Here is a 19,493-nt window from a genome sequence, read left to right on the forward strand (position 1 = left end):
GCGCTCAGCCACCCACCGCCCGCGCCACACAGCGCCCCAACACCGTGAGGAACTCCGGCGTCCCCCACGGCCCCCGATCCTCGCGCCCCGTGTCCGCCACGCCGAGATCCTGCATGTCGTAACGGCCCCGGCAGTGGCCGAGGGTGAAGTAGCAGACCTCGCCGAGGCCGTGCCTCTTGAGGTACAGCACCGGCCGGGGCACGTCGTCGAGCGCCACCGTGTCGCCCTCGGCGAAGCCGCGGCAGGGGCCCGTGTAGTCGGCGTGCAGCAGCACCTCCAACTCCCCGTGCAACTCGCACACATACAGCTCGTCGGTGACCGTGAACGGTTCGATCCCGGCGACCAGCGGATGGCCGGGCCGGGTCACCCGCACCTCGTACGGTTCGATCGGCGGGTGGGCCAGGAACTGGCTGCCGAGCACCACGGCCACCTCGCCGAGGAGCCGCGGAGTGGTGAACACCCGCGGTCCGCCGGAAGCCGGTGGTTCGATGACGGAGTTGGTGCCGTGCAGGGCCAGCCAGCGCCCGCCCCGCTCGACGAACCGTGCCAGCGCGGCCCGCTCGGCCGGGCCGGGCCGGACGTCGCAGGTGTAGGTGACCAGCAGGTCCGCCCCGTCCAGCGCGGCGGTACAGGCGTAGTCCTGGAAGACCGTCGTACGCACCCGCGGATGCGCGCCGAGCAGTTCCAGCAGCCGCAGTCGCGCGTGGTCGAAGTCGTGCCACCTGCCGCCGCAGACCAGTACGGCGTCCAGCCGGCCGGCCGGGCCCGTCACGGCTCAGTACTGGACGCGGGTCAGCAGCCCGCCGTCCACCACGAGGTTGACCCCGACGCAGAAGGAACCGGTCCGGCCGAGCAGGAACGCCACGGCGGCCGCCACGTCCTCCGCGGTGCCGTAGCGGCCGATCGGCAGCTTGGCGAGGACCTCCTCGTACACCTCGGGACGGCTGGTGCGGATGGTCTCCCAGGCTCCGCCGGGGAAGTCGATCGGGCCGGGCGAGACGGTGTTGACGCGGATGCCCTTCGGTGCGAGGGCGTGTGCGAGGGCCGAGGCGTGCTGGACGACGGCGGCCTTCAGGGCGGAGTAGGAGTTGGCGCCGGCGGGCCGGGCGGTGTCGGAGGCGTTGGTGGTACCGATGGCGACCACGGCGGCCCGGTCGGAGGCCTCCAGGTACGGCAGGGCCGCCTCGACGAGTCCCGCGAACGGGATCAGGTCGCCGCGCAGGCTGGCCTCCCAGGACTCGGGGCCCTTGATGTTGCCCGCCGAGACGTTGGACACCAGCAGGTCCAGGCCGTCGAGTGCGCCGGCCGCCCGCTCCACGAAGCCCGCGAGCGCGTCCGGGTCGGTGACGTCGACCGGTTCGGCGAACACCGTCGCGCCCTCGGCGCGCAGTTCGGCGGCGGCCTTGGCGAGCTCCTCCTCGCCCCGGGCGCACAGCGCCAGCGCGCAGCCCTCGGCCGCCAGGGTTCCGGCGATCGCCCGGCCGATGCCCCGGCTCGCGCCGGTCACCAGTGCCTTCGCGCCTGTCAGTCCCAGATCCATCGGTGTCACTCCTTCGTGATTGTCAGTTGCGGGTGGGGCGTCCGTCAGTTGTCGGTGAGTCGCGAGAACGGCACCCGGTCCACGCGCGGCTCGGACGGCAGCCTCAGGACGCGCTCGCCGATCAGGTTGCGCTGGATCTGGTCGGTGCCTCCGGCCAGCCGGTAGCCGGGGGCGCCGAGCAGATGCCGGGTCCAGGCGAACGTGCCCGGCTCTCCGGTGTCGGCGGAGATCCGGGCGCCCATGAGGTCTGCGGCGACCTGCCCGGTGCGGGTGAGCAGGTCGGAGGCCATCAGCTTGGTCAGTGACGCCTCGGGGCCGGGACGGCCGCCGGAGGCGCTCGTTCTGGCGACGCGGTCCACGGTGGCGGCGCGCAGTGCGGTGCGGACGTACAGGTCGGCGAGGCGTTGACGGACCAGCGGGTCGTCGGTGCGGCCGAGCGAGCGGGCGAGGGCGAGCACATCCGTGAAGGTGCCGCCCTTGCGCCGGTTGCCGCTGCCCGAGGCGGTCCGTTCGAAGCCGAGGGTGGTGGTGGCGACCTCCCAGCCCTGACCCGGGCGCCCGATCCTGAGGCGGTCCGGGACGCGGACACCGGTGAGGAAGACCTCGTTGAAGGAGGCGCCGCCGCTCATCTGGCGGATGGGGCGCACCTCCACACCGGGGGCGTCCATGGGGACCAGGAAGGCGGTGATGCCCGCCTGTTTGACGACGTCCGGATCGGTGCGGGCGAGCAGCAGGCCGTGGTCGGCGAACTGTGCTCCCGAGGTCCACACCTTCTGGCCGTCGATCACCCAGTCGCCCCCGCTCCCTTCTGCCCCGCTCCTGTCCTCCCCGCTCCCGGCTTCCCCGCTCCCGGCTTCGGTCGAGCGGGAGGTCCCTCCGTCCTCCTGCCGGGCGCGGGTGCGCACGGCCGCGAGGTCGGAGCCGGCGCCGGGTTCGCTGAAGAGCTGACAGGCCAGCAGGTCGGTGCGCAGGAACGCGCGTGCGAAGTCGTGGCGCTGCCCGGCCGTTCCGAACAGGGAGACGGCCATCGCGACCAGGCGCACGGTGACACTGATCAGTTCGGTGGACGGCGGTACGTCGAAGGCCGACTCCTCCTCGGCGAAGGCCGCCACGTGGGCGGCGGTCAGGCCCGCCCCGCCCAGGTCCGCGGGCAGCGTCAGCGCCTGGTACCCGGCGTCGAAGCGGGCCCGCTGGTAGGCGCGGCAGTGCTCCAGCAGCAGGCGCTCCTCGGCTTCGGGGAGGTCGTGGAACACGGCGAGGTCGGCCGCCTCTCCGGTCGTCTCCGGCGCTCGCGCCGGTTCGAGCACGGTGGTCAGCCAGTGTCGGACCTGTGCGCGCCACGCGTCCGGGTCGGGCGGGGACATGGCTCCTCCTTGGAACGGCACTTACCAGATGACAGTTGCAGTAACAGTGACCAGGGAAGCGACCGAAGCATCCCCTCAACCATGCGGAGATGCACTCGGCCCGACTCTGAGTGTTCCGTACTTTCTTGATAAACGCTACAGTCTCCGCATCGGCTCTCCCTGAATGCGGGAGACGCCCGAGGAGCCGCCCGGAGGAGCCATGTCGCAGTTGCCACTCGACCGTCGCGTCCGGAACACCCCGGAGGAACCCGCCCTGGTGGACGACTGGGAGGTGCTGTCCTGGTCCGGGCTCGCGGACCAGCTGGCGCGGGCGTCGGCACGACTGCTGGAGCTCGCGCCCGGTCCGCACGACCGGGTCGTCGTGCTCGGCGACAACGCCATACCGACACTGGTGGCCCATCTGGCCGGACTGCGCGTCGGCGTGGGGACCGTGGCCTCGTCCCGGAATCTGACGTCGGGCGAACTCGTGGACCAGATCACCGACGCGGGCGCGACCGGCATCATCGCCGGACCCGCGGGCGCCGGCGCCGCCCTGGACGCGGCCCGGGAACTGGGTCTGCCGCTGGTGCTGCACGGGACCCCGGCGATCGGGCACGCATTCGACTGGGACCTGTGGCTGGCGGCCACGCCCGCCGGGCGGACCGTTCCCGCGGACCGGCCCGCCCGGCCGCCCCTCGTCTACACCTCGGGAACCACCGGCCGGGCGCGCGGCACCGAGGTGCGCTGGGTGAGCGGTCCGGTCGCCGACAGCTCCGCCTATCTCGCCGCGGTGTCCGCCCGGTCCGGATTCCCGCCCGGCCCGCATGTGGTGTGCGGCCCGCTGCAGCACAACGCGCCCCTGACGGCACTGCGCCATCTGGCGGCGGGGCAACAGGTGGTCGTACTGGGCAGGTACGACCCGGCGCTCTTCCTGAGCCGGGTCGCGAAGTGGCGGGTCACCTCCACGGTCATGGTGCCCACCCACTTCCAACGGCTGCTCGCCCTGCCGGAGGAGACACGTGCCCGGTACGACGTCTCCAGCCTCACGCAGGTCTCCCACACCGGGTCCGCGTGTCCACCGGACGTGAAGCGGGCCATGATCGAGTGGTTCGGACCGGTGCTGACCGAGTCGTACGGGGCGAGCGAAGCGGGCACCGTGGCCCGCATCAGCAGCACCGAGTGGCTGGTCCATCCGGGCTCGGTCGGGCGCGTCCGGCCCCCGTTCGAGGTCCTGGTGACCGATGACGACGGCCGGCCGCTGCCGCCCGGCGAACGGGGACTGCTGGCGTTCCGCGCACCGGAGGACCAGGGCGTGCGCTACCACGCGGACCCGGACAAGACGAAGTCCGCCTACCTCTCCCCCGGCGTCTTCACCCTCGGCGACATCGGCTACGTCGACGCCGAGGGCTACATCTTCATCACCGACCGGGCCGCGGACGTCGTGGTCTCCGGCGGTGTCAACCTCTACCCGGCCGAGAGCGAGGCGGTGTTGCGGCAGCACCCGGCGGTCGTCGAGGTCGCGGTGATCGGCGTGCCCGATCCGGACTTCGGCGAGTCGCTGCGGGCGCTGGTCGTGGCAGCCGCGGACGAGACGCCGGTCGAGGAACTCGACCGGTTCTGCCGCGACCGGCTGGCCGCCTACAAGTGCCCGAAGTCCTACGAGTTCGTTCCCGAACTCCAGCGCAACGCGATGGGCAAGCTCGACAAGCGCGCCATGCGCCGCCCCTACTGGCACTCCGAGCGGACCATCGCGGGCTGAAGCGGCCGCCCCACGACGGCCGGCACCCCCCGGCACCCTCCGACATCGCCCGACATCGCCCGGCACCCCCCGACTCCTCGTACGAAGGATCATCGATGACCGAACTCCTCCTCATCCGGCACGGCCTCCCCGTGGCGGGCGTGTACGACCCGGGGCTGTCGCCGGAGGGCACCAGCCAGGCGGAGCGCCTCGCCGCCTGGCTGGTGCACGAGGACGTCGACGCCCTGTACACGAGCCCGTTCCAGCGCGCCCGCGAGACGGTGGCACCCCTGGAACGGCTCACGGGCATGACCGCGACCGTGCTGGACGACCTGCGCGAGTGGGACACCGACGTCTCCCACCCCTACACGCCACCGGAGCAGATCGGCGCCGACGATCCCCGGGCGGCGGCCCTCGCCGAGGGGCGGTACGAGGACTTCGTGCCCGATCTCGACTGGGACGCCTTCCGCGCGCGTGCCGCACGGGCCATGGACACCGTTTTCGACGCCCACTCCGGCGGGCGGGTCGCGGTGGTGTGCCACGGCGGCATCACCAACACCTATCTGGCGACGGTGCTCGGGCTGCCCACGATGTTCTGGTTCCACCCCGGCTACACCTCGGTCAGCAGGGTGCGGCGGCTGCCGGGCGGCCGGATCGTCCTGCACTCGGTGAACGAGACGGCCCACATGATCGCCGAGCGTGCCGCCGACGCGGTCGCCTGACCTGCCCTCTCGCCCCCTGGCTGACCCGCCCTCTCGTCCCCCGGGCCGACCCGCCCCACTCCCGCAGGAGGTCCCGGCCATGCCCGGATCCGTCATCGTCGCCGGAGCAAGAACGCCCATCGGCAGACTGATGGGCGCCCTGAGCACCGTGTCCGCCGTCGACCTCGGCGCCCATGCCATCGGCGCGGCGCTGGCCGCCGCGCACCTGGACCCGGCCGCCGTGGAAGCCGTCTTCATGGGCCATGTCGTCCAGGCCGGGGCCGGCCCCAATCCGGCCAGGCAGGCCGCGATCCGCGCCGGCATCCCGTTCTCCGTCCCGGCGAGCACCGTCAACAAGCTCTGCCTGTCGGGTCTGCACGCCATCGCCCTGGCCGACCTCATGATCGCGTCCGGCCGGCACGAGGTGGTCGTCGCGGGCGGCATGGAGTCCATGTCGGGCGCCCCGCACCTGCTGCGCGGGGCGCGCACCGGCTGGAAGTACGGTGCCGCCGCCGTCGAGGACGCTCTCGACCGCGACGCCCTCGTCTGCGCCTTCGACGGCGTCTCCATGGGCGCGGCCACCGAGCGGTACCAGCAGCCGTTCGGGCTCACCCGCGAGGAGCAGGACGAGTACAGCGCGCTCTCCCACCAACGGGCCGCCCATGCCCAGAAGTCCGGCGCGCTGACCGACGAGATCGTCCCGTTCGCGGTGCCGGGACGGCACGGCGAGACGGTGGTGGACACCGACGAGGGCGTACGGCCGGGAACCACCGCCGAGAGCCTGGGGCGCCTGCGACCCGCGTTCTCCGACGGGGGAACCATCACCGCGGGCAACTCCTCACAGCTCTCCGACGGTGGCGCGGCGGTCGTCGTGATGAGCGCGGAGCGCGCCCGGCGGGAGGGCCTGACCCCACTGGCCAGGATCGGCGCCTACGGCACGGTCGCGGGCCCCGATCCCTCTCTGGTGGTCCAGCCGGCCGGGGCGGTCCGCGACGCACTGTCCCGGGAGGGCCGGCTCAAGGCCGCCGACCTGGATCTGTTCGAGATCAACGAGGCGTTCGCCGGAGTGGCCCTCGCCTCCGTACGAGAGCTGGACATCCCCCTGGAGAGGGTGAACGTCAACGGCGGCGCCATCGCCCTCGGCCACCCGGTCGGCATGACGGGCGCCCGCCTGGTGCTGACCCTCGCGGCGGAACTGCGGCGACGCGGCGGCGGTACCGGAGCGGCTGCCCTGTGCGGGGGCGGCGGCCAGGGCGACGCGCTGCTGCTGCACGTGCCGGCACAGGCCTGAACCCCGGAGCTGACGCACCATGAACGACCAACTGCCCCTGGCCGGGACGATCCTCACCGTGGCGACCCGCGCCCCCGCCGCCGACGGTGTCCTCTGCCTCACCCTGCGCCGCCCGGACGGCGAGGCACTCCCCGCCTGGACGCCGGGCGCCCACATCGACGTACTCCTGGACGGCGACGACCGCGAGGCCGGCGCTCTGATCCGTCAGTACTCCCTGTGCGGGCACCCGGAGCAACGCGGGGTCTGGCAGATCGCCGTGCTGCGCGAACCGGAGGGCCGCGGCGGCTCCGCGTACGTCCACGACCGCCTGCGCGAAGGCAGCACCGTCCGGGTCCGCGGACCACGGAACAACTTCCCGCTGCGGCCCGCCGCACGCCATCTGTTCGTCGCGGGCGGCGTCGGCATCACGCCGATCCTTCCCATGGTCGAGGCCGCCGAGGCCGCGGGGGCCGACTGGCGTCTGCTGTACGGCGGCCGCACCCGCACCTCCATGGCGTTCCTGGACCGTCTCGCCCCGTACGGGGGCCGCGTACTGATCCGCCCCCAGGACGAGTACGGCCTGCTGGACCTCGCCGCCTTCCTCGGCCCGCCCGAGCCGGGCACCCTGGTGCACGCCTGCGGTCCCGAGCCCCTGCTGCGGGCCGTGCGGGAGGAGTCCGCCGACTGGCCCCCGGGCACGCTGGGCGTCGAGCGGTTCGCCCCCGCCGAGGCGACCGGGGTGCTCGGGGCCGGGCCGGCCGAGGCCTTCGAGGTGGAGCTCGCCCGCTCCGGGCTGACCCTCACGGTGACGGCGGACCGCTCGGTGCTCGAAACGCTGGAGGAGGCCGGTGTCGCGGTGGACTTCTCCTGCCGGGAAGGCACCTGCGGCACCTGCGAGACCGACGTACTCGACGGCAGGCCCGACCACCGCGACTCCCTGCTCACCGAGGACGAGCGGGCCGCCGGCGACACCATGCTCATCTGCGTCTCCCGCTCGTGCGAGCCCCGCCTGGTCCTCGACCTGTGACCAGGGGCCCGCTCGAACGGCCCCTGTGCCGCTGCTCACATCGTCGCCGCCACTCCCGACAATTTACTAGGACGTCCTAGTATCTCTGCAGCAGAGTGACAGCGACCCGTCCGGGAAGGCCCCCATGAGCGACCTGCACCACCCCGTGCACCCCGTCCGTCTGGTCACGGCTTCGGCCCTGTTCGACGGACACGACGCGTCGATCAACATCATGCGGCGGATCTTGCAGTCCCAGGGCGCCGAGGTGATCCACCTCGGACACAACCGGTCGGTGCGGGAGGTCGTGGACGCGGCGCTGGAGGAGGACGCACACGGCGTGGCGGTCTCGTCCTACCAGGGCGGACACGTGGAGTACTTCGAGTACCTGGTCGAGTCGCTCCGCGCGCAGGGAGCGGACCACGTCCGTGTGGTGGGCGGTGGTGGCGGCGTCATCGTGCCCGAGGAGATCGCCCGGCTGCGGGCGAGCGGGGTGACCATCTTCTCCCCGGAGGACGGTCAGCGGATGGGTCTGGCCGGGATGGTCAACTCGGTCGTGCGGGACTGCGACTTCGACCTGTGGGACGGCAAGCCGGCCGACGTCGCCGCCGTACTCGCGGGAGACCGGTTCGCGATCGCCCGTACCATCACCGGAGCCGAACTGGGGAAGCTGCCGAAGGATTCCCTGGCCCAGCTGCGGGCCGCCGCCTCGTCCCGGGTCACACCGGTCCTGGGCATCACCGGCACCGGCGGTTCCGGCAAGTCCTCGCTGACCGACGAGCTGGTACGCCGGTTCCGCGTCGACCAGCAGGACAAGCTGCGGATCGCCGTGATCGCGGTCGACCCGACCCGCCGCCGGGGCGGCGGTGCCCTGCTCGGCGACCGGATCCGGATGAACTCCCTCGACGGCAGCCGGATCTTCTTCCGGAGCCTGGCCACCCGCGGCAGCCGTGAGCTGCCCGAGCACCTGCCCGACGTGATCGACGTGGTCAAGGCCGCCGGGTTCGACCTGGTGATCGTGGAGACGCCGGGCATCGGCCAGGGCGACGCGGCGATCGTGCCGTTCGTCGACACCTCGATGTACGTGATGACGCCGGAGTTCGGTGCCGCCTCGCAGTTGGAGAAGATCGACATGCTCGACTTCGCCGACGTCGTGGCGATCAACAAGTTCGAGCGGCGCGGCGCCAAGGACGCGTTGCGTGATGTGGGCCGTCAACTGGTCCGCAACCGCGAGGCGTTCGGCATGCGGCCCGAGGACATGCCGGTGTACGGCACCTCGGCGGCCACCTTCAACGACGACGGCGTCACCGCGCTCTACCAGCGGGTGAAGACGGCCCTGGCCGAGAAGGGGCTGCCGCTGCCCGAGGGCACACTGCGACCGGTCGAGGTCCAGCACTCCTCCGGTATCCGGCAGGTGGTCCCCGCCGACCGGGTGCGCTACCTCGCCGAGATCACCGACTCCGTCCGCACTTACCACGCCGAGACCAGCCGGCTGGCCGAGGCCGCGCGTCGGGTGCAGCGCCTGGACGCGGTCCGGGGCGAACTCGTCGACGCGGGCTTCGACACGGACGACGTGCGGTCACTGCTGGAGGACGCCCGCCGGCGGCTCCCGCACGACGTCGGCGAGCAGATCGCGACGTGGCCCGCCGTCATCGCCTCCTACTCGGGCGACGAACAGGTGGTGAAGGTCCGGGACAAGGAGATCCGCACCCCGTTGACCCGCGAGTCCCTCTCCGGCAACACGATTCCCCGCGTCGCGCTGCCCCGGTTCACCGACCACGGGGAACTCGTGGGCTTCTGGCGCCGGGAGAACCTCCCCGGCCACTTCCCCTTCACCGCCGGGGTGTTCCCCTTCAAGCGCGACGGGGAGGACCCGGCACGGATGTTCGCCGGCGAGGGAGACCCGTTCCGCACCAACCGGCGCTTCAAGCTGCTCTCCGAAGGCCAGCCGGCCACCCGCCTGTCCACCGCGTTCGACTCGGTCACCCTCTACGGCCGCGACCCCGACGAACGTCCCGACGTCTACGGGAAGGTCGGCACCTCCGGAGTGTCGGTGGCCACGCTGGCGGACATGAAGGCGCTCTACGACGGCTTCGACCTGGTCGCGCCGACGACCTCGGTCTCCATGACGATCAACGGGCCCGCCCCGACCGTCCTGGCGTTCTTCCTCAACACGGTCATCGACCAGCAGGCCGAACGGTTCCGCGCCGTCGAGGGCCGCGACCCGTCGCCCGAGGAGGCGGCCGAACTGACCGCGCACGCGCTGGCGCACGTGCGCGGCACGGTCCAGGCCGACATCCTCAAGGAGGACCAGGGCCAGAACACCTGCCTGTTCTCCACCGAGTTCTCCCTGCGGATGATGGCCGACATCCAGGAGTGGTTCATCGCGAACCGGGTCCGCAACTTCTACTCGGTGTCCATCTCCGGCTACCACATCGCCGAAGCCGGGGCCAACCCCATCAGCCAGCTGGCGTTCACCCTGGCCAACGGCTTCACCTACGTCGAGGCCTACCTCGCCCGGGGCATGCGCATCGACGACTTCGCCCCGAACCTGTCGTTCTTCTTCTCCAACGGCATGGATCCGGAGTACGCGGTGCTGGGCCGGGTCGCCCGCCGCATCTGGGCCGTGGCGATGCGGGAGCGCTACGGCGCGGGCGAGCGCAGCCAGAAGCTGAAGTACCACGTCCAGACCTCCGGCCGCTCCCTGCACGCCCAGGAGATGGACTTCAACGACATCCGCACCACCCTGCAGGCACTCATCGCCATCTACGACAACTGCAACAGCCTGCACACCAATGCCTACGACGAGGCGGTCACCACCCCCACCGAGGAATCCGTACGCCGGGCCCTGGCCATCCAGCTGATCATCAACCGGGAGTGGGGTCTGGCCATGAACGAGAACCCCCTCCAAGGCTCGTTCGTCATCGACGAACTCACCGACCTGGTCGAGGAGGCGGTCCTCCTGGAGTTCGAGCGGATCAGCGAACGCGGCGGCGTGCTCGGCGCCATGGAGACCGGCTACCAGCGCGGCCGTATCCAGGACGAGTCGATGCTCTACGAGCAGCGCAAGCACGACGGCACCCTGCCCCTCGTCGGCGTCAACACCTTCCGCAACCCCCACGCCGACACCGCCGAGCCCGGCGTCATCGAACTGGCCCGTGCCACCGAGGAGGAGAAGCAGTCCCAGCTGGGCCGCGTGCGGGAGTACCAGGCCCACCACCAGGACCGGGCCCACGCCGCCCTGACCTCCCTCAAGGACGCGGCGGTGAGCGGCAGCAACGTCTTCGCCGTCCTCATGGAAGCCGCCCGGGTCTGCTCGCTGCAGCAGATCACCGAGGCGTTCTTCGAAGTCGGCGGCCAGTACCGCCGCAACGTCTGAACCCAGCCCCGGAAGACCGCCGCGCGTCCACTCGCGCGGCCACTCCTCAGAGAGGATCCCGGATGGATCCCGTCACCCGCCTCGGCGTCGTCGGCTGCGGCCTCATGGGCTCCGGCATCGCCGAAGTCGCCGCCCACAGCGGCATCGACGTCCGTGTCGCCGAAGCCACCCACGACGCCGCCGAGGCCGGCCGCCGCCGCATCACCGCCTCCCTCGACCGGGGCGTACGGCGTGGCAAGCTCAGCGAACGGCAGCGGGACCACGCCCTCGCCGGACTGTCCTTCACCCATGACCTCAGCGACATGGCCGACCGCCAGTTCGTCATCGAGGCCGTCGCCGAGAACCGCGACATCAAGACCGACGTCCTGCGCGCCCTGGACAAGGCGGTCGAGGACCCGCTGGCGATCCTCGCCACCAACACCTCCTCCGTGCCCATCGTCGACCTCGCCGTCGCCACGGAACGGCCCGCGCAACTCATCGGCATGCACTTCTTCAACCCCGTGCCCGTACAGCAACTGGTCGAGCTCATCCCCGCGCTGACCACCAGCCAGGAGACCGTGCGACGCACCCGTGACTTCGCCGCCCTGCTCGGCAAGCAGGTCATCCAGGCACCCGACCGCTCCGGATTCGTCGTCAACGCCCTGCTCGTGCCCTACCTGCTCAGCGCGGTACGGATGGTGGAGTCGGGCGCGGCCCGCCCGGACGACATCGACCGCGGCATGGAGCTCGGCTGCGCCCATCCCATGGGCCCTCTGCGCCTGCTCGACCTCATCGGCCTCGACACCGCGCAGGCGGTGGCCGAGTCGATGTACGAGGAGTTCAAGGAACCGCTGTACGCACCGCCCGCCCTGCTGCGACGCATGGTCGCCGCGGGCCACCTCGGCCGCAAGAGCGGCCGCGGCTTCCACATCTACGACGCGTGAAGCGGAGCCGGCCTGTCCGGACGCCGACGAAGTGATCCCCGTGTCCGGCCGCTCGTCCGACCGCCATGAGCGCGACGCCGCGTCGGCGGTGCCCCGACAGGCGGGTACCGGCATCTGCCCCTCTCTGCCACGGTTGCGCCCCCGTCCCGCTCCACGCCACCACCCGGGCGGTACATGGGGGCCGTTCCCCCATGTACCGCCCGGCTCCGCCTGGCACCGTGAAACCGGTTCGCCGCACCGGTGGTGCGCGGCCAGGTCGATTCACGCGAGCGAGAGGAAGCCCATGGGCAGAAAAGCGTTACTCCGGGTCATGGTGGTCACGGCGATGGCGGGTTCCGCGGTGACCTTGACCGGAGGGCCCGCGAGCGCGGCCACCGGTGTGTTCAAGAGCGGGACCAACGTGGTCGTGAACGCGGCGGCGGGCCGCGCGAACAACATCACGGTCAGCCTGTCCGGGAGCAACGTCGTCATCCAGGACACCTCCGACACCCTGACCGCCGGAGTCGGATGCTCCGTCCAGGGCAACGGCTCGGTGGTCTGCCCGGTGAACCTCAACAACGACACGGTGGTGGTCAACGCCGGTGACGGCAACGACATCATCACCAAGACCGGCAACGTCCGCGGTGACCTCAAGGGCGAGTCCGGCAACGACGTCATCAACGGCGGCCCCAGCCCCGGCAGCAACATCCTCAACGGCGGCACGGGCAACGACACCCTGAACGGCGGCGTCACCTTCGACCTCCTCATCGGCGGCACCGGCGCCGACCGGCTCAGCGGTGGGGGCGGCGCCAGCGACGTCGCCAGCTACCTGGAGAGCGGCTCCGGCGTCGTGGTGGACATCGACAACGCCGCCGACGACGGGATCGGCGGGGAGGGCGACAACGTCCTCACGGACGTCGAGATCATCTACGGCAGCCCGTTCGGCGACACGCTCACCGGGGGCACGGCCAACGACATCCTGTCCGGCTTCGGGGGCAACGACCTCCTCGTGGGCGGCACGGGCAACGACACCCTCGTCGGCGGCGCCGGCGGCGACACGCACAGCGGAGGGGCCGGTAACGACACCCTCGACGCCGTGGACGGCGTGTTCGGAAACGACTCCCTCAACGGGGGCACCAACACCGACACCTGCACCGCCGACACGAGCGACACAAAGAGCGCCTGCGAGGCGTGACGTCCCGCGGCGGGGCCGGACCGCGCAGCCGCGGACCGGCCCCGGACCGCTGACCCGACACACGCTCCGGCAGTCGCTGGGGAGCGCCCGGACGAACACCCGGCCCCGGCGCCCGCGGCCTCGACCGGTCGTCCGGCTCCCACCGCGGGGGCCGTGACCTGCCCCTGTTCGCTTGTCCCGCTCTCCTGGGTGTCGCTCGGCGCGCAGTTCGGAACCCGCCGATCCGCCCCATTGACGTCAACGTGCACAATCTAGCCAGGACGCGCAACTGCCGACGGCTGAAACTCGTCCCTTGCTCCCGAGCCGACGAGGCTCGCGGAGACCTCGAACACCCAAGATGGGGGACGAATGACGAACCTGACGCCGAGGAAGAGCCGCCGTAGACCGGGCGCCGTCAAGGCAGCTGTGCTGGGCATGTGCGCGGCAGGAGCGCTGAGCCTCACCGGCTGCTCCGGTGACGGCGCTACGGCGGATGCCGCCGGCGACGCGAAGTCGACCGCGACGGCAACGAGCGGCACCGGCGACAAGACGGGGGCGCAGGCCGACACGACGGGCAAGAAGCCCGACGCTAAGGCTTCCACGGACGCGAGCAGCGGGGGCAAGACCACTGGGGACGCCGCGGTCACCTCCAAGCCACCGGCCGCCACGCAGACGGGCTCAGCGGGCACTGACGGCGAAGCCGACGACTGCGACCACAAGATGCCCATCTCCCCCGACGAGATCGCGGTCTACCGCTACACCCCGGAAGGGGGGTTCCTCAGCTTGATCGTCAAGCACGGCAACTGGGGATGCGGAACCCCCGACTCGGACGGCGCGCCGTTCGAGACGGTCGGCAAGGAGACGTTCATCCCGATGGATCAGGCCGCCGCCATCACCGTCACCAACCCCATCGTGGAGAGCACCGAGAACCAGCCCATCGGCGTCCAGGAGTTCCTCGACTGGCTCGAGGCCCACCCGAACTCCGGCCTGGTCTTCACCTACCACCTCGGCGGCGACGGCTCCATCGACCGCCTCGACGAGGTCTTCACCCCCTGACCGGGTTCGGTGCTGTCAGCAAGCGTGGTGCTGCGCTTTCCCCGCCCCGTCGCATGATCACAGGTGCTTACAGGTCCCGGACCCCACGGCTCGTCGCGGAGGCGAAGCCCAGCCAGGTGTGCCTGTTGCCCCACCAGCACCAGCCGACCTTGGGGGCGTTGCGGCGTTCTCCGCCGTCCCGCCCGGTGCCGTTGCTGATCCAGATCGCCGGGGTGCGGGCGTCCAGCGTGCCGTCTGTCTTGCGCAGCCGGGAGCCGATGGTCATGAAGCAGCGGTTGCGCTCAAGGACCGCCGGCTGCTGGAGCACCCAGTGGATGCCTTCGGTGAGCAGCAGCGGGGTGCGGTCCTCCTTGGTGAGGGCCGGCAGTGCCTCCTCCGGGCTCCAGTTGGCCATGTGGTCACCGCGGTCGAGGCCGGTGACGAGGTAGAGAGGGGCGTCAGGCTGCTCGATGGCGCAGGGCGTGAAGCGGTCGACGTCGGGCATGTCGGTGACGACGAATCCCGGCCTGCCGTCCCTTCGAAGCAGCAGGGCGAGGGCGGAGGCGGGGACGAGGTCGGGGCGAACCGCGAGCAGTACGCCGTGGCCCGACCCGGGTGCCTCAGTCGCCTCGAAGGCCTCGGCGAAGGTACGAAGCTCGTCGACGGGCAGTCCGGCGAGCTCGTGCACACCCAGCTCGATGAGTCTCTCGGCCTGCGCGTTCAGGGGCGGAAGTGCGGGGAGGACTGCGGAGGTTGCGGGTGTGGGCTTCGGCACGATACTCCCAACGAGTACGACGAGGACGGACTCGAAGGCAACGAGACGACCCGCCCGAACGTTCCCGCCGCCACCTCGGTTCCGTCCCGTCCGGGTCCCGCGAGGGCGGGGCCGCAGCTCCCTTGCGGCAGTACCGGCGTGAAAGCGTTTCCATTCGACGACCGACCGTACGAACAGGGGCCGCAACGTCCGTGAACTGAAGGGACGTTGTCACTTCGAGCACCTTGACGCCCACTTCTCGCGATGCTTCCATCACAAGCGTGTAAACGCTTCAACTCTCCAGGGATTCCGTTCCGCGTTCGGGCCGAACCCCATGGGGGCGGACGCCCCGTACAGCAACCGCGAGTCACAGGAGGTTGTCATGAACATGGCATTACGGTCGCGGTCTGTCCGGCAGAGATCCCTCGGCCTGTCCGTGGTCCTGGCCGTCTGTGCCGCACTGGCCCCCGGGCAGGCGAGCCTCGCCTCGTCCGAGACGTCCCCGGTCCCCAGCGCAGCCGTGGCTCGCGACGGGACGGTTCAGGCCGCGCGGATGATGGAGAACCTCGGGCGCGGGGTCGTGGCGGTACGTTCCAGCGGCACCCAGGTGCTCGTGTCCTGGCGGCTGCTGGGACTCGACCCGGAGGGCATCGGCTTCAACGTGTACCGGTCCACCGGCGGCAGCGCGTACGCCAAGCTCAACCCGAGCGTCCTGACGGGTGGGACCAACTACGTGGACTCCACGGCCGACCTGACGCGGTCCAACAGCTACCGGGTCGTTCCGGTGGTGGGCGGTCAGGAGCAGGCGCCCGGCGGGTCCTTCACCTTGACGGCCGATCACGCCACGGAGCCCGTGGTCCGCGTGCCGTTGCGCTCCGGCGGTCCGGTGAAGTTCGTCTGGGTCGGCGACCTCGACGGTGACGGCGAGTACGACTACGTCCTGGACCGGCAGACCTCCCCCCAGAAGCTCGAGGCGTACACCGGCCGCGGGCAGTTCCTCTGGGAGGTCGACATGGGGCCGAACAGCCAGAACCAGGACAACATCGAACCGGGGTCGTCCGCGATCGACGTGGGCCACTGGGACGGCGTCACCGTGTACGACTTCGACAGCGACGGCCGTGCCGAGGTCGCTTTGAAGATCGCCGACGGCGTCAGGTTCGGCGACGGGACGACCTGGACGCACGCCGACGACGCGCGTCAGTTCATGGCCGTCCTCGACGGCCGGACCGGCGCGCTGCGCAACTGGGCAGCGGTGCCGACCACTTACCTGGGGGACGGCCCGATGGGCGCGCGTCTCGGAGTCGCGTATCTCGACGGCACCACACCGAGCCTGGTCGCCTACATGAAGAACCGGCGCGACGACGGGGCCTTCAACCTGATGGTCGCCGCCTGGCGGTTCACCGGCAGTGCGCTGAGGCCCGAGTGGACGTGGCTGCGGGGCAGCCAGAACGCGCCCGACGGTCACAACACCCGCGCCATCGACGTCAACGGCGACGGGACGGACGAGGTCGCCGAGATCGGGTTCGTGCTCAACGGCGACGGCACCCTGCGCTACTCGATGGGCCCCCAGGGCATCATCCACGGCGACCGCTTCCACATCGCCGACATGGACCCCAGCCGTCCCGGGCTCGAAGGCTACGGCGTCCAGCAGGACAACCCGAGCGGCCTGTTGGAGTACTACTACGACGCCGCGAGCGGCTCCGTCATCTGGAGGCACGACGGTGGCCCCGCCGATGTCGGACGCGGCATGGCGGGCGACATCGACGCGCGCTTCCCCGGCATGGAGGTCTGGTCCTTCTCGGGTCTGTACAACGCACCCGCCAACCGGCTCACCGAACCGAACACCTCGCTGCGCCCGTGGCCCCAACTGGGCCTGTGGTGGGACGGCGACCTCACCATGGAACTGCTCAACGACGGCAAGATCGAGAAGTGGAACCCGCTGAACCCGTCGCCGAGCGGCAGTCTGCCCCGGCTGGTCAGCACCTGGAACCACGGCGCGGTCACGGCGGCGCAGGGAGGGCCCACCCTCGTCGGCGACATCCTCGGCGACTGGCGCGAGGAGGCCGTGTACACCAACGCGTCCTACAACGAGCTGATCGTCTTCACCACGAACCAGCCCACGACCACCCGGCTGTACACCCCGGCCCACAACCCCGCCTACCGCAACGCCATGACGTTCAAGGGCTACCTGCAGTCCCATCAACTCGACTACTTCCTCGGGGCCGGCATGGCCCGGCCGCCCCGGCCGAACATCGCCTACGCGGGAGGCGGCTCCCTCACATAGACCTGGCGCGCCGGGACCAGCGGCGGCGGGCGGCGGTGGTGGCCCTCACCGAGGCGAGGGCCACCACCCGGCCCCGGAGCATGGAGCCGGCCGCGCCGCGGTTGGCACGGTCAGGCGGCGCGGCAGAGCACAGCCGGGCCGGTGGGGGCCGCGGCGCGGGCCACGGTCGGGTGGACGGGGCGGGGGGCGTGGACGGTGACCGCGGCCTGCGAGCGGTTCCGTGCGAAGACGACGAGGCGCAGCACCGCGAACCGTGCGACGCCGGCGAGAGCGGAGGCGGACAGGTAGACGACCTGCTCGACCACCGCACCGGGTGCCGCCACGAACTGCTGCAGGGCAAGCATCGCCACGCAGGTCACGGCGTACGCGACCGCCGCGGAACCGGCCGACTGGGCGTGCTGGCGCCAGGTCGCGCTCCCGCCCGCACCGAAGGTGAAGCGGGCGTGCAGTTCGGTGGCGAGGAGCGTGGAAGCCGCGGTGATCAGGGCGTTGGCCAGGACCCAGGGAATCCAGGAGGCGAGGGCTACCACCGCGAAGCTGGAGGCGAGCCCCACTCCGCCGCCGCAGAGCACGAAGCGGGCGAAGGCGGTGAGCGCGCCGGGTGCGGCCTGCCGCCGACTCTGCGCTGTTTCCATGGCCCGACCCCTTTTGCTCGCTCACTCCTCCGCGAAACACGCACCTCTCGGCCTGCGAAGCCATCGGTCCGTTGTTTCTGACTATGGAAACGCTACGTTGCCTTCACGCATTCAGCAACGTCAGTGTTGCGCTTGTAAGCAATAACAGCAGGTTGAGGGCGCAATTTCGTTGCAACGGATTTCCGATTAATGCAACACGCTTCGCGTCGATCATTGCAATGAGTGACAGTGAACGCTATGCCGGAGACGCCCGCTCCCCGCTCCACCTGTTCGCCGACCGAGCGCGGGAGGGGCGTCAGGTGACCGGTCGCCCCTCCAGGACGTGGGTACCCGGGGCGCAGTCGGCCCGCAGTCCGGCGAGTTCGGCGGCGGGCAGGCTTCGGGCGGAGCCGCGTCGGCTGTGGTCGAGCAGGGCGGACGAAGTGTGCAGCCACTGGGGCAGGGGGGCCACGCCGACGAAGCCCGCCAGGCGGGTCAGCTCTTCGGCAGGGTGGTCCAGCAGGTTCTCGTAGGCGAGGGTGGTGCGCCGGTCGGCGGGGAGCCCGGCGAGGAACTCCGTTGCCTCGGTGACGAGTTCGGACCACAGGGCGCCGAAGGTCCGTACGGGGATGTGCCGGTCGCGCACGAGTGCGGGATCGAAGCGTTCGTCGAGCAGGGGCGCCAGGTCCGGGGGCAGCGCGCGGATGTGCTCGGGGGTCAGGGAGGCGAAGCCGTCGACGCCGGAGCGGGTCTTGATCTCGCGGAGCAGGTGGATCACGCGGTATCCGGGATGACGGCTCATGGACAGGGCGCAGTCCGGGCCGTCGCGGAACATGTGCACGAACTTCGCGTCCGGGAAGGTCTCCCGCAGTCCCGGTGCCCAGCCGGTCGAGTAGCCGGAGCGCTCCACGACGGCGGTACGTCCGAAGCGGGCGCAGAGCAGCCCGAACAGGGCCCGGTGGTGTGCGGCCGCGGTGCGCTCGGGCCACCGGGTCACCGCCGCGCCGAGTTCGTCGAGGAGTCCGTCCGGGTCGTCGGTGAGGTGGGGCAGCACCATCAGGGACAGCGCGGGAATGCCCGCGGTGCGCGCCGAGTATCTGCCGGGTCGGCGGGTGTGGAGGAACTCGGGCAGCGGCAGCCCACTGCGGATCATCCGCTCGAAATGCGGCGCCGGCCGGAAGAGCGCCTGCCAGAACTCCTCGCCGTCCACCTTCCCTCGGGGGAAGGCCGCGTCACCCACCGAGGCCATGTACTCGTTCAGGCTCAGCACGTCCGGGTGGGCGTTGAGGATGCGTGACAGCGCCGTCGAGCCGCTGCGCCCCGTACCGAAGACGAAGGTCAGAGAACGCATGATCCCCCTTCTGAGCATGTTCACGTGCTCATGAACACCGCCGCGTGGCAGGTGAGTTGACGATTTCATGGGTGCGTGTCCGAGCAATTATGATCTTGGGCATGACTGTGCAGAACTCTGACAAGACACTTTCCCGCAAACAGCGACTCCAGGAGAAGCAGCGCCGCCAGTTGGCGGTCGTCGACACCGTGGACAAGGCCGAGGTCAAGGTCCGCAAGGCAGAAGCCGAACTGGCCGTGGCCGTCACCGAGGCCGTGCAGATGTTCGGCGATGAGCAGTCCGCTTCCGAGGCGCTCGACATGTCGGCCGAAGCGATCCGGCGTTTCCTGCGCATGGCGCAGGACGAAGTGGCCGGCGCCGCCGAAGCGGCCGAAGTCACCGAAGTGACCGCCACATCCTGAGCTC

At 71.0% G+C, this 19,493-nt stretch carries 16 protein-coding genes; 10 read left to right on the forward strand and 6 right to left on the reverse strand.

Features of this window, described 5'->3' with window-relative positions; all coding sequences use genetic code 11:
* Nucleotides 1-4 precede the first annotated feature (4 nt).
* Genes OG622_RS05115 through OG622_RS05125 form a run of 3 tightly spaced genes read right to left on the reverse strand, consistent with a single transcriptional unit; the run spans nt 5 to nt 2,904 of the window.
* Nucleotides 5-772 carry a ThuA domain-containing protein gene (locus OG622_RS05115; RefSeq protein ID WP_371573704.1) on the reverse strand — a complete coding sequence of 256 codons (768 nt, stop codon included), beginning with the start codon at nt 770-772 and terminating at the stop codon, nt 5-7.
* A gap of 3 nt (nt 773-775) precedes the next feature.
* Complete coding sequence (locus OG622_RS05120) at nt 776-1,540, reverse strand: SDR family NAD(P)-dependent oxidoreductase (RefSeq protein WP_371573705.1); 765 nt, start codon at nt 1,538-1,540, stop codon at nt 776-778.
* 44 nt (nt 1,541-1,584) lie between these two features.
* Complete coding sequence (locus OG622_RS05125; RefSeq protein ID WP_371573708.1) at nt 1,585-2,904, reverse strand: acyl-CoA dehydrogenase family protein; 1,320 nt, start codon at nt 2,902-2,904, stop codon at nt 1,585-1,587.
* Between the two features lie 199 nt (nt 2,905-3,103).
* Between OG622_RS05125 and OG622_RS05130 the strand changes: the two genes are divergently transcribed.
* The 8 genes from OG622_RS05130 to OG622_RS05165 all read left to right on the forward strand — a co-directional run bounded on the left by OG622_RS05130 (nt 3,104) and on the right by OG622_RS05165 (nt 14,106).
* The gene (locus OG622_RS05130; protein WP_371573710.1) at nt 3,104-4,642 is read left to right on the forward strand and encodes an AMP-binding protein; all 1,539 of its coding nucleotides are present in this window, start codon (nt 3,104-3,106) and stop codon (nt 4,640-4,642) included.
* Between the two features lie 95 nt (nt 4,643-4,737).
* Nucleotides 4,738-5,343 carry a histidine phosphatase family protein gene (locus OG622_RS05135; protein ID WP_371573712.1) on the forward strand — a complete coding sequence of 202 codons (606 nt, stop codon included), beginning with the start codon at nt 4,738-4,740 and terminating at the stop codon, nt 5,341-5,343.
* 79 nt (nt 5,344-5,422) lie between these two features.
* Nucleotides 5,423-6,613 carry an acetyl-CoA C-acyltransferase gene (locus OG622_RS05140; protein ID WP_371573714.1) on the forward strand — a complete coding sequence of 397 codons (1,191 nt, stop codon included), beginning with the start codon at nt 5,423-5,425 and terminating at the stop codon, nt 6,611-6,613.
* Between the two features lie 19 nt (nt 6,614-6,632).
* Entirely contained in the window at nt 6,633-7,619 is a 987-nt protein-coding gene (locus OG622_RS05145; protein ID WP_371573716.1) for a 2Fe-2S iron-sulfur cluster-binding protein, read from the forward strand.
* A gap of 124 nt (nt 7,620-7,743) precedes the next feature.
* The gene (gene icmF, locus OG622_RS05150) at nt 7,744-10,974 is read left to right on the forward strand and encodes a fused isobutyryl-CoA mutase/GTPase IcmF (RefSeq protein WP_371573718.1); all 3,231 of its coding nucleotides are present in this window, start codon (nt 7,744-7,746) and stop codon (nt 10,972-10,974) included.
* Between the two features lie 62 nt (nt 10,975-11,036).
* On the forward strand, nt 11,037-11,897 hold the full coding sequence (locus OG622_RS05155; RefSeq protein ID WP_371573720.1) for a 3-hydroxybutyryl-CoA dehydrogenase: 861 nt from the start codon (nt 11,037-11,039) through the stop codon (nt 11,895-11,897).
* Between the two features lie 310 nt (nt 11,898-12,207).
* Nucleotides 12,208-13,071 (forward strand): calcium-binding protein, encoded by an 864-nt coding sequence (locus OG622_RS05160; protein ID WP_371573721.1) that lies wholly within the window; start codon nt 12,208-12,210, stop codon nt 13,069-13,071.
* A 348-nt stretch (nt 13,072-13,419) separates the two neighbouring features.
* On the forward strand, nt 13,420-14,106 hold the full coding sequence (locus OG622_RS05165) for a hypothetical protein (protein ID WP_371573723.1): 687 nt from the start codon (nt 13,420-13,422) through the stop codon (nt 14,104-14,106).
* Nucleotides 14,107-14,173: 67 nt separating this feature from the next.
* Here the strand turns inward: OG622_RS05165 and OG622_RS05170 are convergent, their stop codons facing one another.
* The gene (locus OG622_RS05170; protein ID WP_371573725.1) at nt 14,174-14,860 is read right to left on the reverse strand and encodes a DUF5701 family protein; all 687 of its coding nucleotides are present in this window, start codon (nt 14,858-14,860) and stop codon (nt 14,174-14,176) included.
* A 361-nt stretch (nt 14,861-15,221) separates the two neighbouring features.
* On the opposite strand from OG622_RS05170, the gene OG622_RS05175 reads away from it, so the two are divergent.
* Nucleotides 15,222-17,123 (forward strand): hypothetical protein, encoded by a 1,902-nt coding sequence (locus OG622_RS05175; protein ID WP_371573727.1) that lies wholly within the window; start codon nt 15,222-15,224, stop codon nt 17,121-17,123.
* Nucleotides 17,124-17,233: 110 nt separating this feature from the next.
* On the opposite strand, the gene OG622_RS05180 is transcribed toward OG622_RS05175, so the two are convergent.
* The gene (locus OG622_RS05180; protein WP_371573729.1) at nt 17,234-17,758 is read right to left on the reverse strand and encodes a hypothetical protein; all 525 of its coding nucleotides are present in this window, start codon (nt 17,756-17,758) and stop codon (nt 17,234-17,236) included.
* Nucleotides 17,759-18,053: 295 nt separating this feature from the next.
* The gene (locus tag OG622_RS05185; RefSeq protein WP_371573731.1) at nt 18,054-19,088 is read right to left on the reverse strand and encodes a sulfotransferase; all 1,035 of its coding nucleotides are present in this window, start codon (nt 19,086-19,088) and stop codon (nt 18,054-18,056) included.
* A gap of 101 nt (nt 19,089-19,189) precedes the next feature.
* On the opposite strand from OG622_RS05185, the gene OG622_RS05190 reads away from it, so the two are divergent.
* Nucleotides 19,190-19,489 (forward strand): hypothetical protein, encoded by a 300-nt coding sequence (locus tag OG622_RS05190; protein WP_371573733.1) that lies wholly within the window; start codon nt 19,190-19,192, stop codon nt 19,487-19,489.
* Nucleotides 19,490-19,493 lie beyond the last annotated feature (4 nt).

The organism is Streptomyces sp. NBC_01314 (assembly GCF_041435215.1).
In the GTDB taxonomy this organism is placed as follows: domain Bacteria; phylum Actinomycetota; class Actinomycetes; order Streptomycetales; family Streptomycetaceae; genus Streptomyces.

Excerpts from the sequence above, each read along its gene's own strand:
- OG622_RS05130 (WP_371573710.1), top strand. The coding sequence starts at position 3,104 with ATGTCGCAGTTGCCACTCGACCGTCGCGTCCGGAACACCCCGGAGGAA.
- OG622_RS05175 (WP_371573727.1), top strand. The coding sequence starts at position 15,222 with ATGAACATGGCATTACGGTCGCGGTCTGTCCGGCAGAGATCCCTCGGC.
- OG622_RS05120 (WP_371573705.1), bottom strand. The coding sequence starts at position 1,540 with ATGGATCTGGGACTGACAGGCGCGAAGGCACTGGTGACCGGCGCGAGC.
- OG622_RS05190 (WP_371573733.1), top strand. The coding sequence starts at position 19,190 with ATGACTGTGCAGAACTCTGACAAGACACTTTCCCGCAAACAGCGACTC.
- icmF (WP_371573718.1), top strand. The coding sequence starts at position 7,744 with ATGAGCGACCTGCACCACCCCGTGCACCCCGTCCGTCTGGTCACGGCT.
- OG622_RS05135 (WP_371573712.1), top strand. The coding sequence starts at position 4,738 with ATGACCGAACTCCTCCTCATCCGGCACGGCCTCCCCGTGGCGGGCGTG.
- OG622_RS05155 (WP_371573720.1), top strand. The coding sequence starts at position 11,037 with ATGGATCCCGTCACCCGCCTCGGCGTCGTCGGCTGCGGCCTCATGGGC.
- OG622_RS05140 (WP_371573714.1), top strand. The coding sequence starts at position 5,423 with ATGCCCGGATCCGTCATCGTCGCCGGAGCAAGAACGCCCATCGGCAGA.
- OG622_RS05125 (WP_371573708.1), bottom strand. The coding sequence starts at position 2,904 with ATGTCCCCGCCCGACCCGGACGCGTGGCGCGCACAGGTCCGACACTGG.
- OG622_RS05185 (WP_371573731.1), bottom strand. The coding sequence starts at position 19,088 with ATGCGTTCTCTGACCTTCGTCTTCGGTACGGGGCGCAGCGGCTCGACG.
- OG622_RS05160 (WP_371573721.1), top strand. The coding sequence starts at position 12,208 with ATGGTGGTCACGGCGATGGCGGGTTCCGCGGTGACCTTGACCGGAGGG.
- OG622_RS05180 (WP_371573729.1), bottom strand. The coding sequence starts at position 17,758 with ATGGAAACAGCGCAGAGTCGGCGGCAGGCCGCACCCGGCGCGCTCACC.
- OG622_RS05145 (WP_371573716.1), top strand. The coding sequence starts at position 6,633 with ATGAACGACCAACTGCCCCTGGCCGGGACGATCCTCACCGTGGCGACC.
- OG622_RS05165 (WP_371573723.1), top strand. The coding sequence starts at position 13,420 with ATGACGAACCTGACGCCGAGGAAGAGCCGCCGTAGACCGGGCGCCGTC.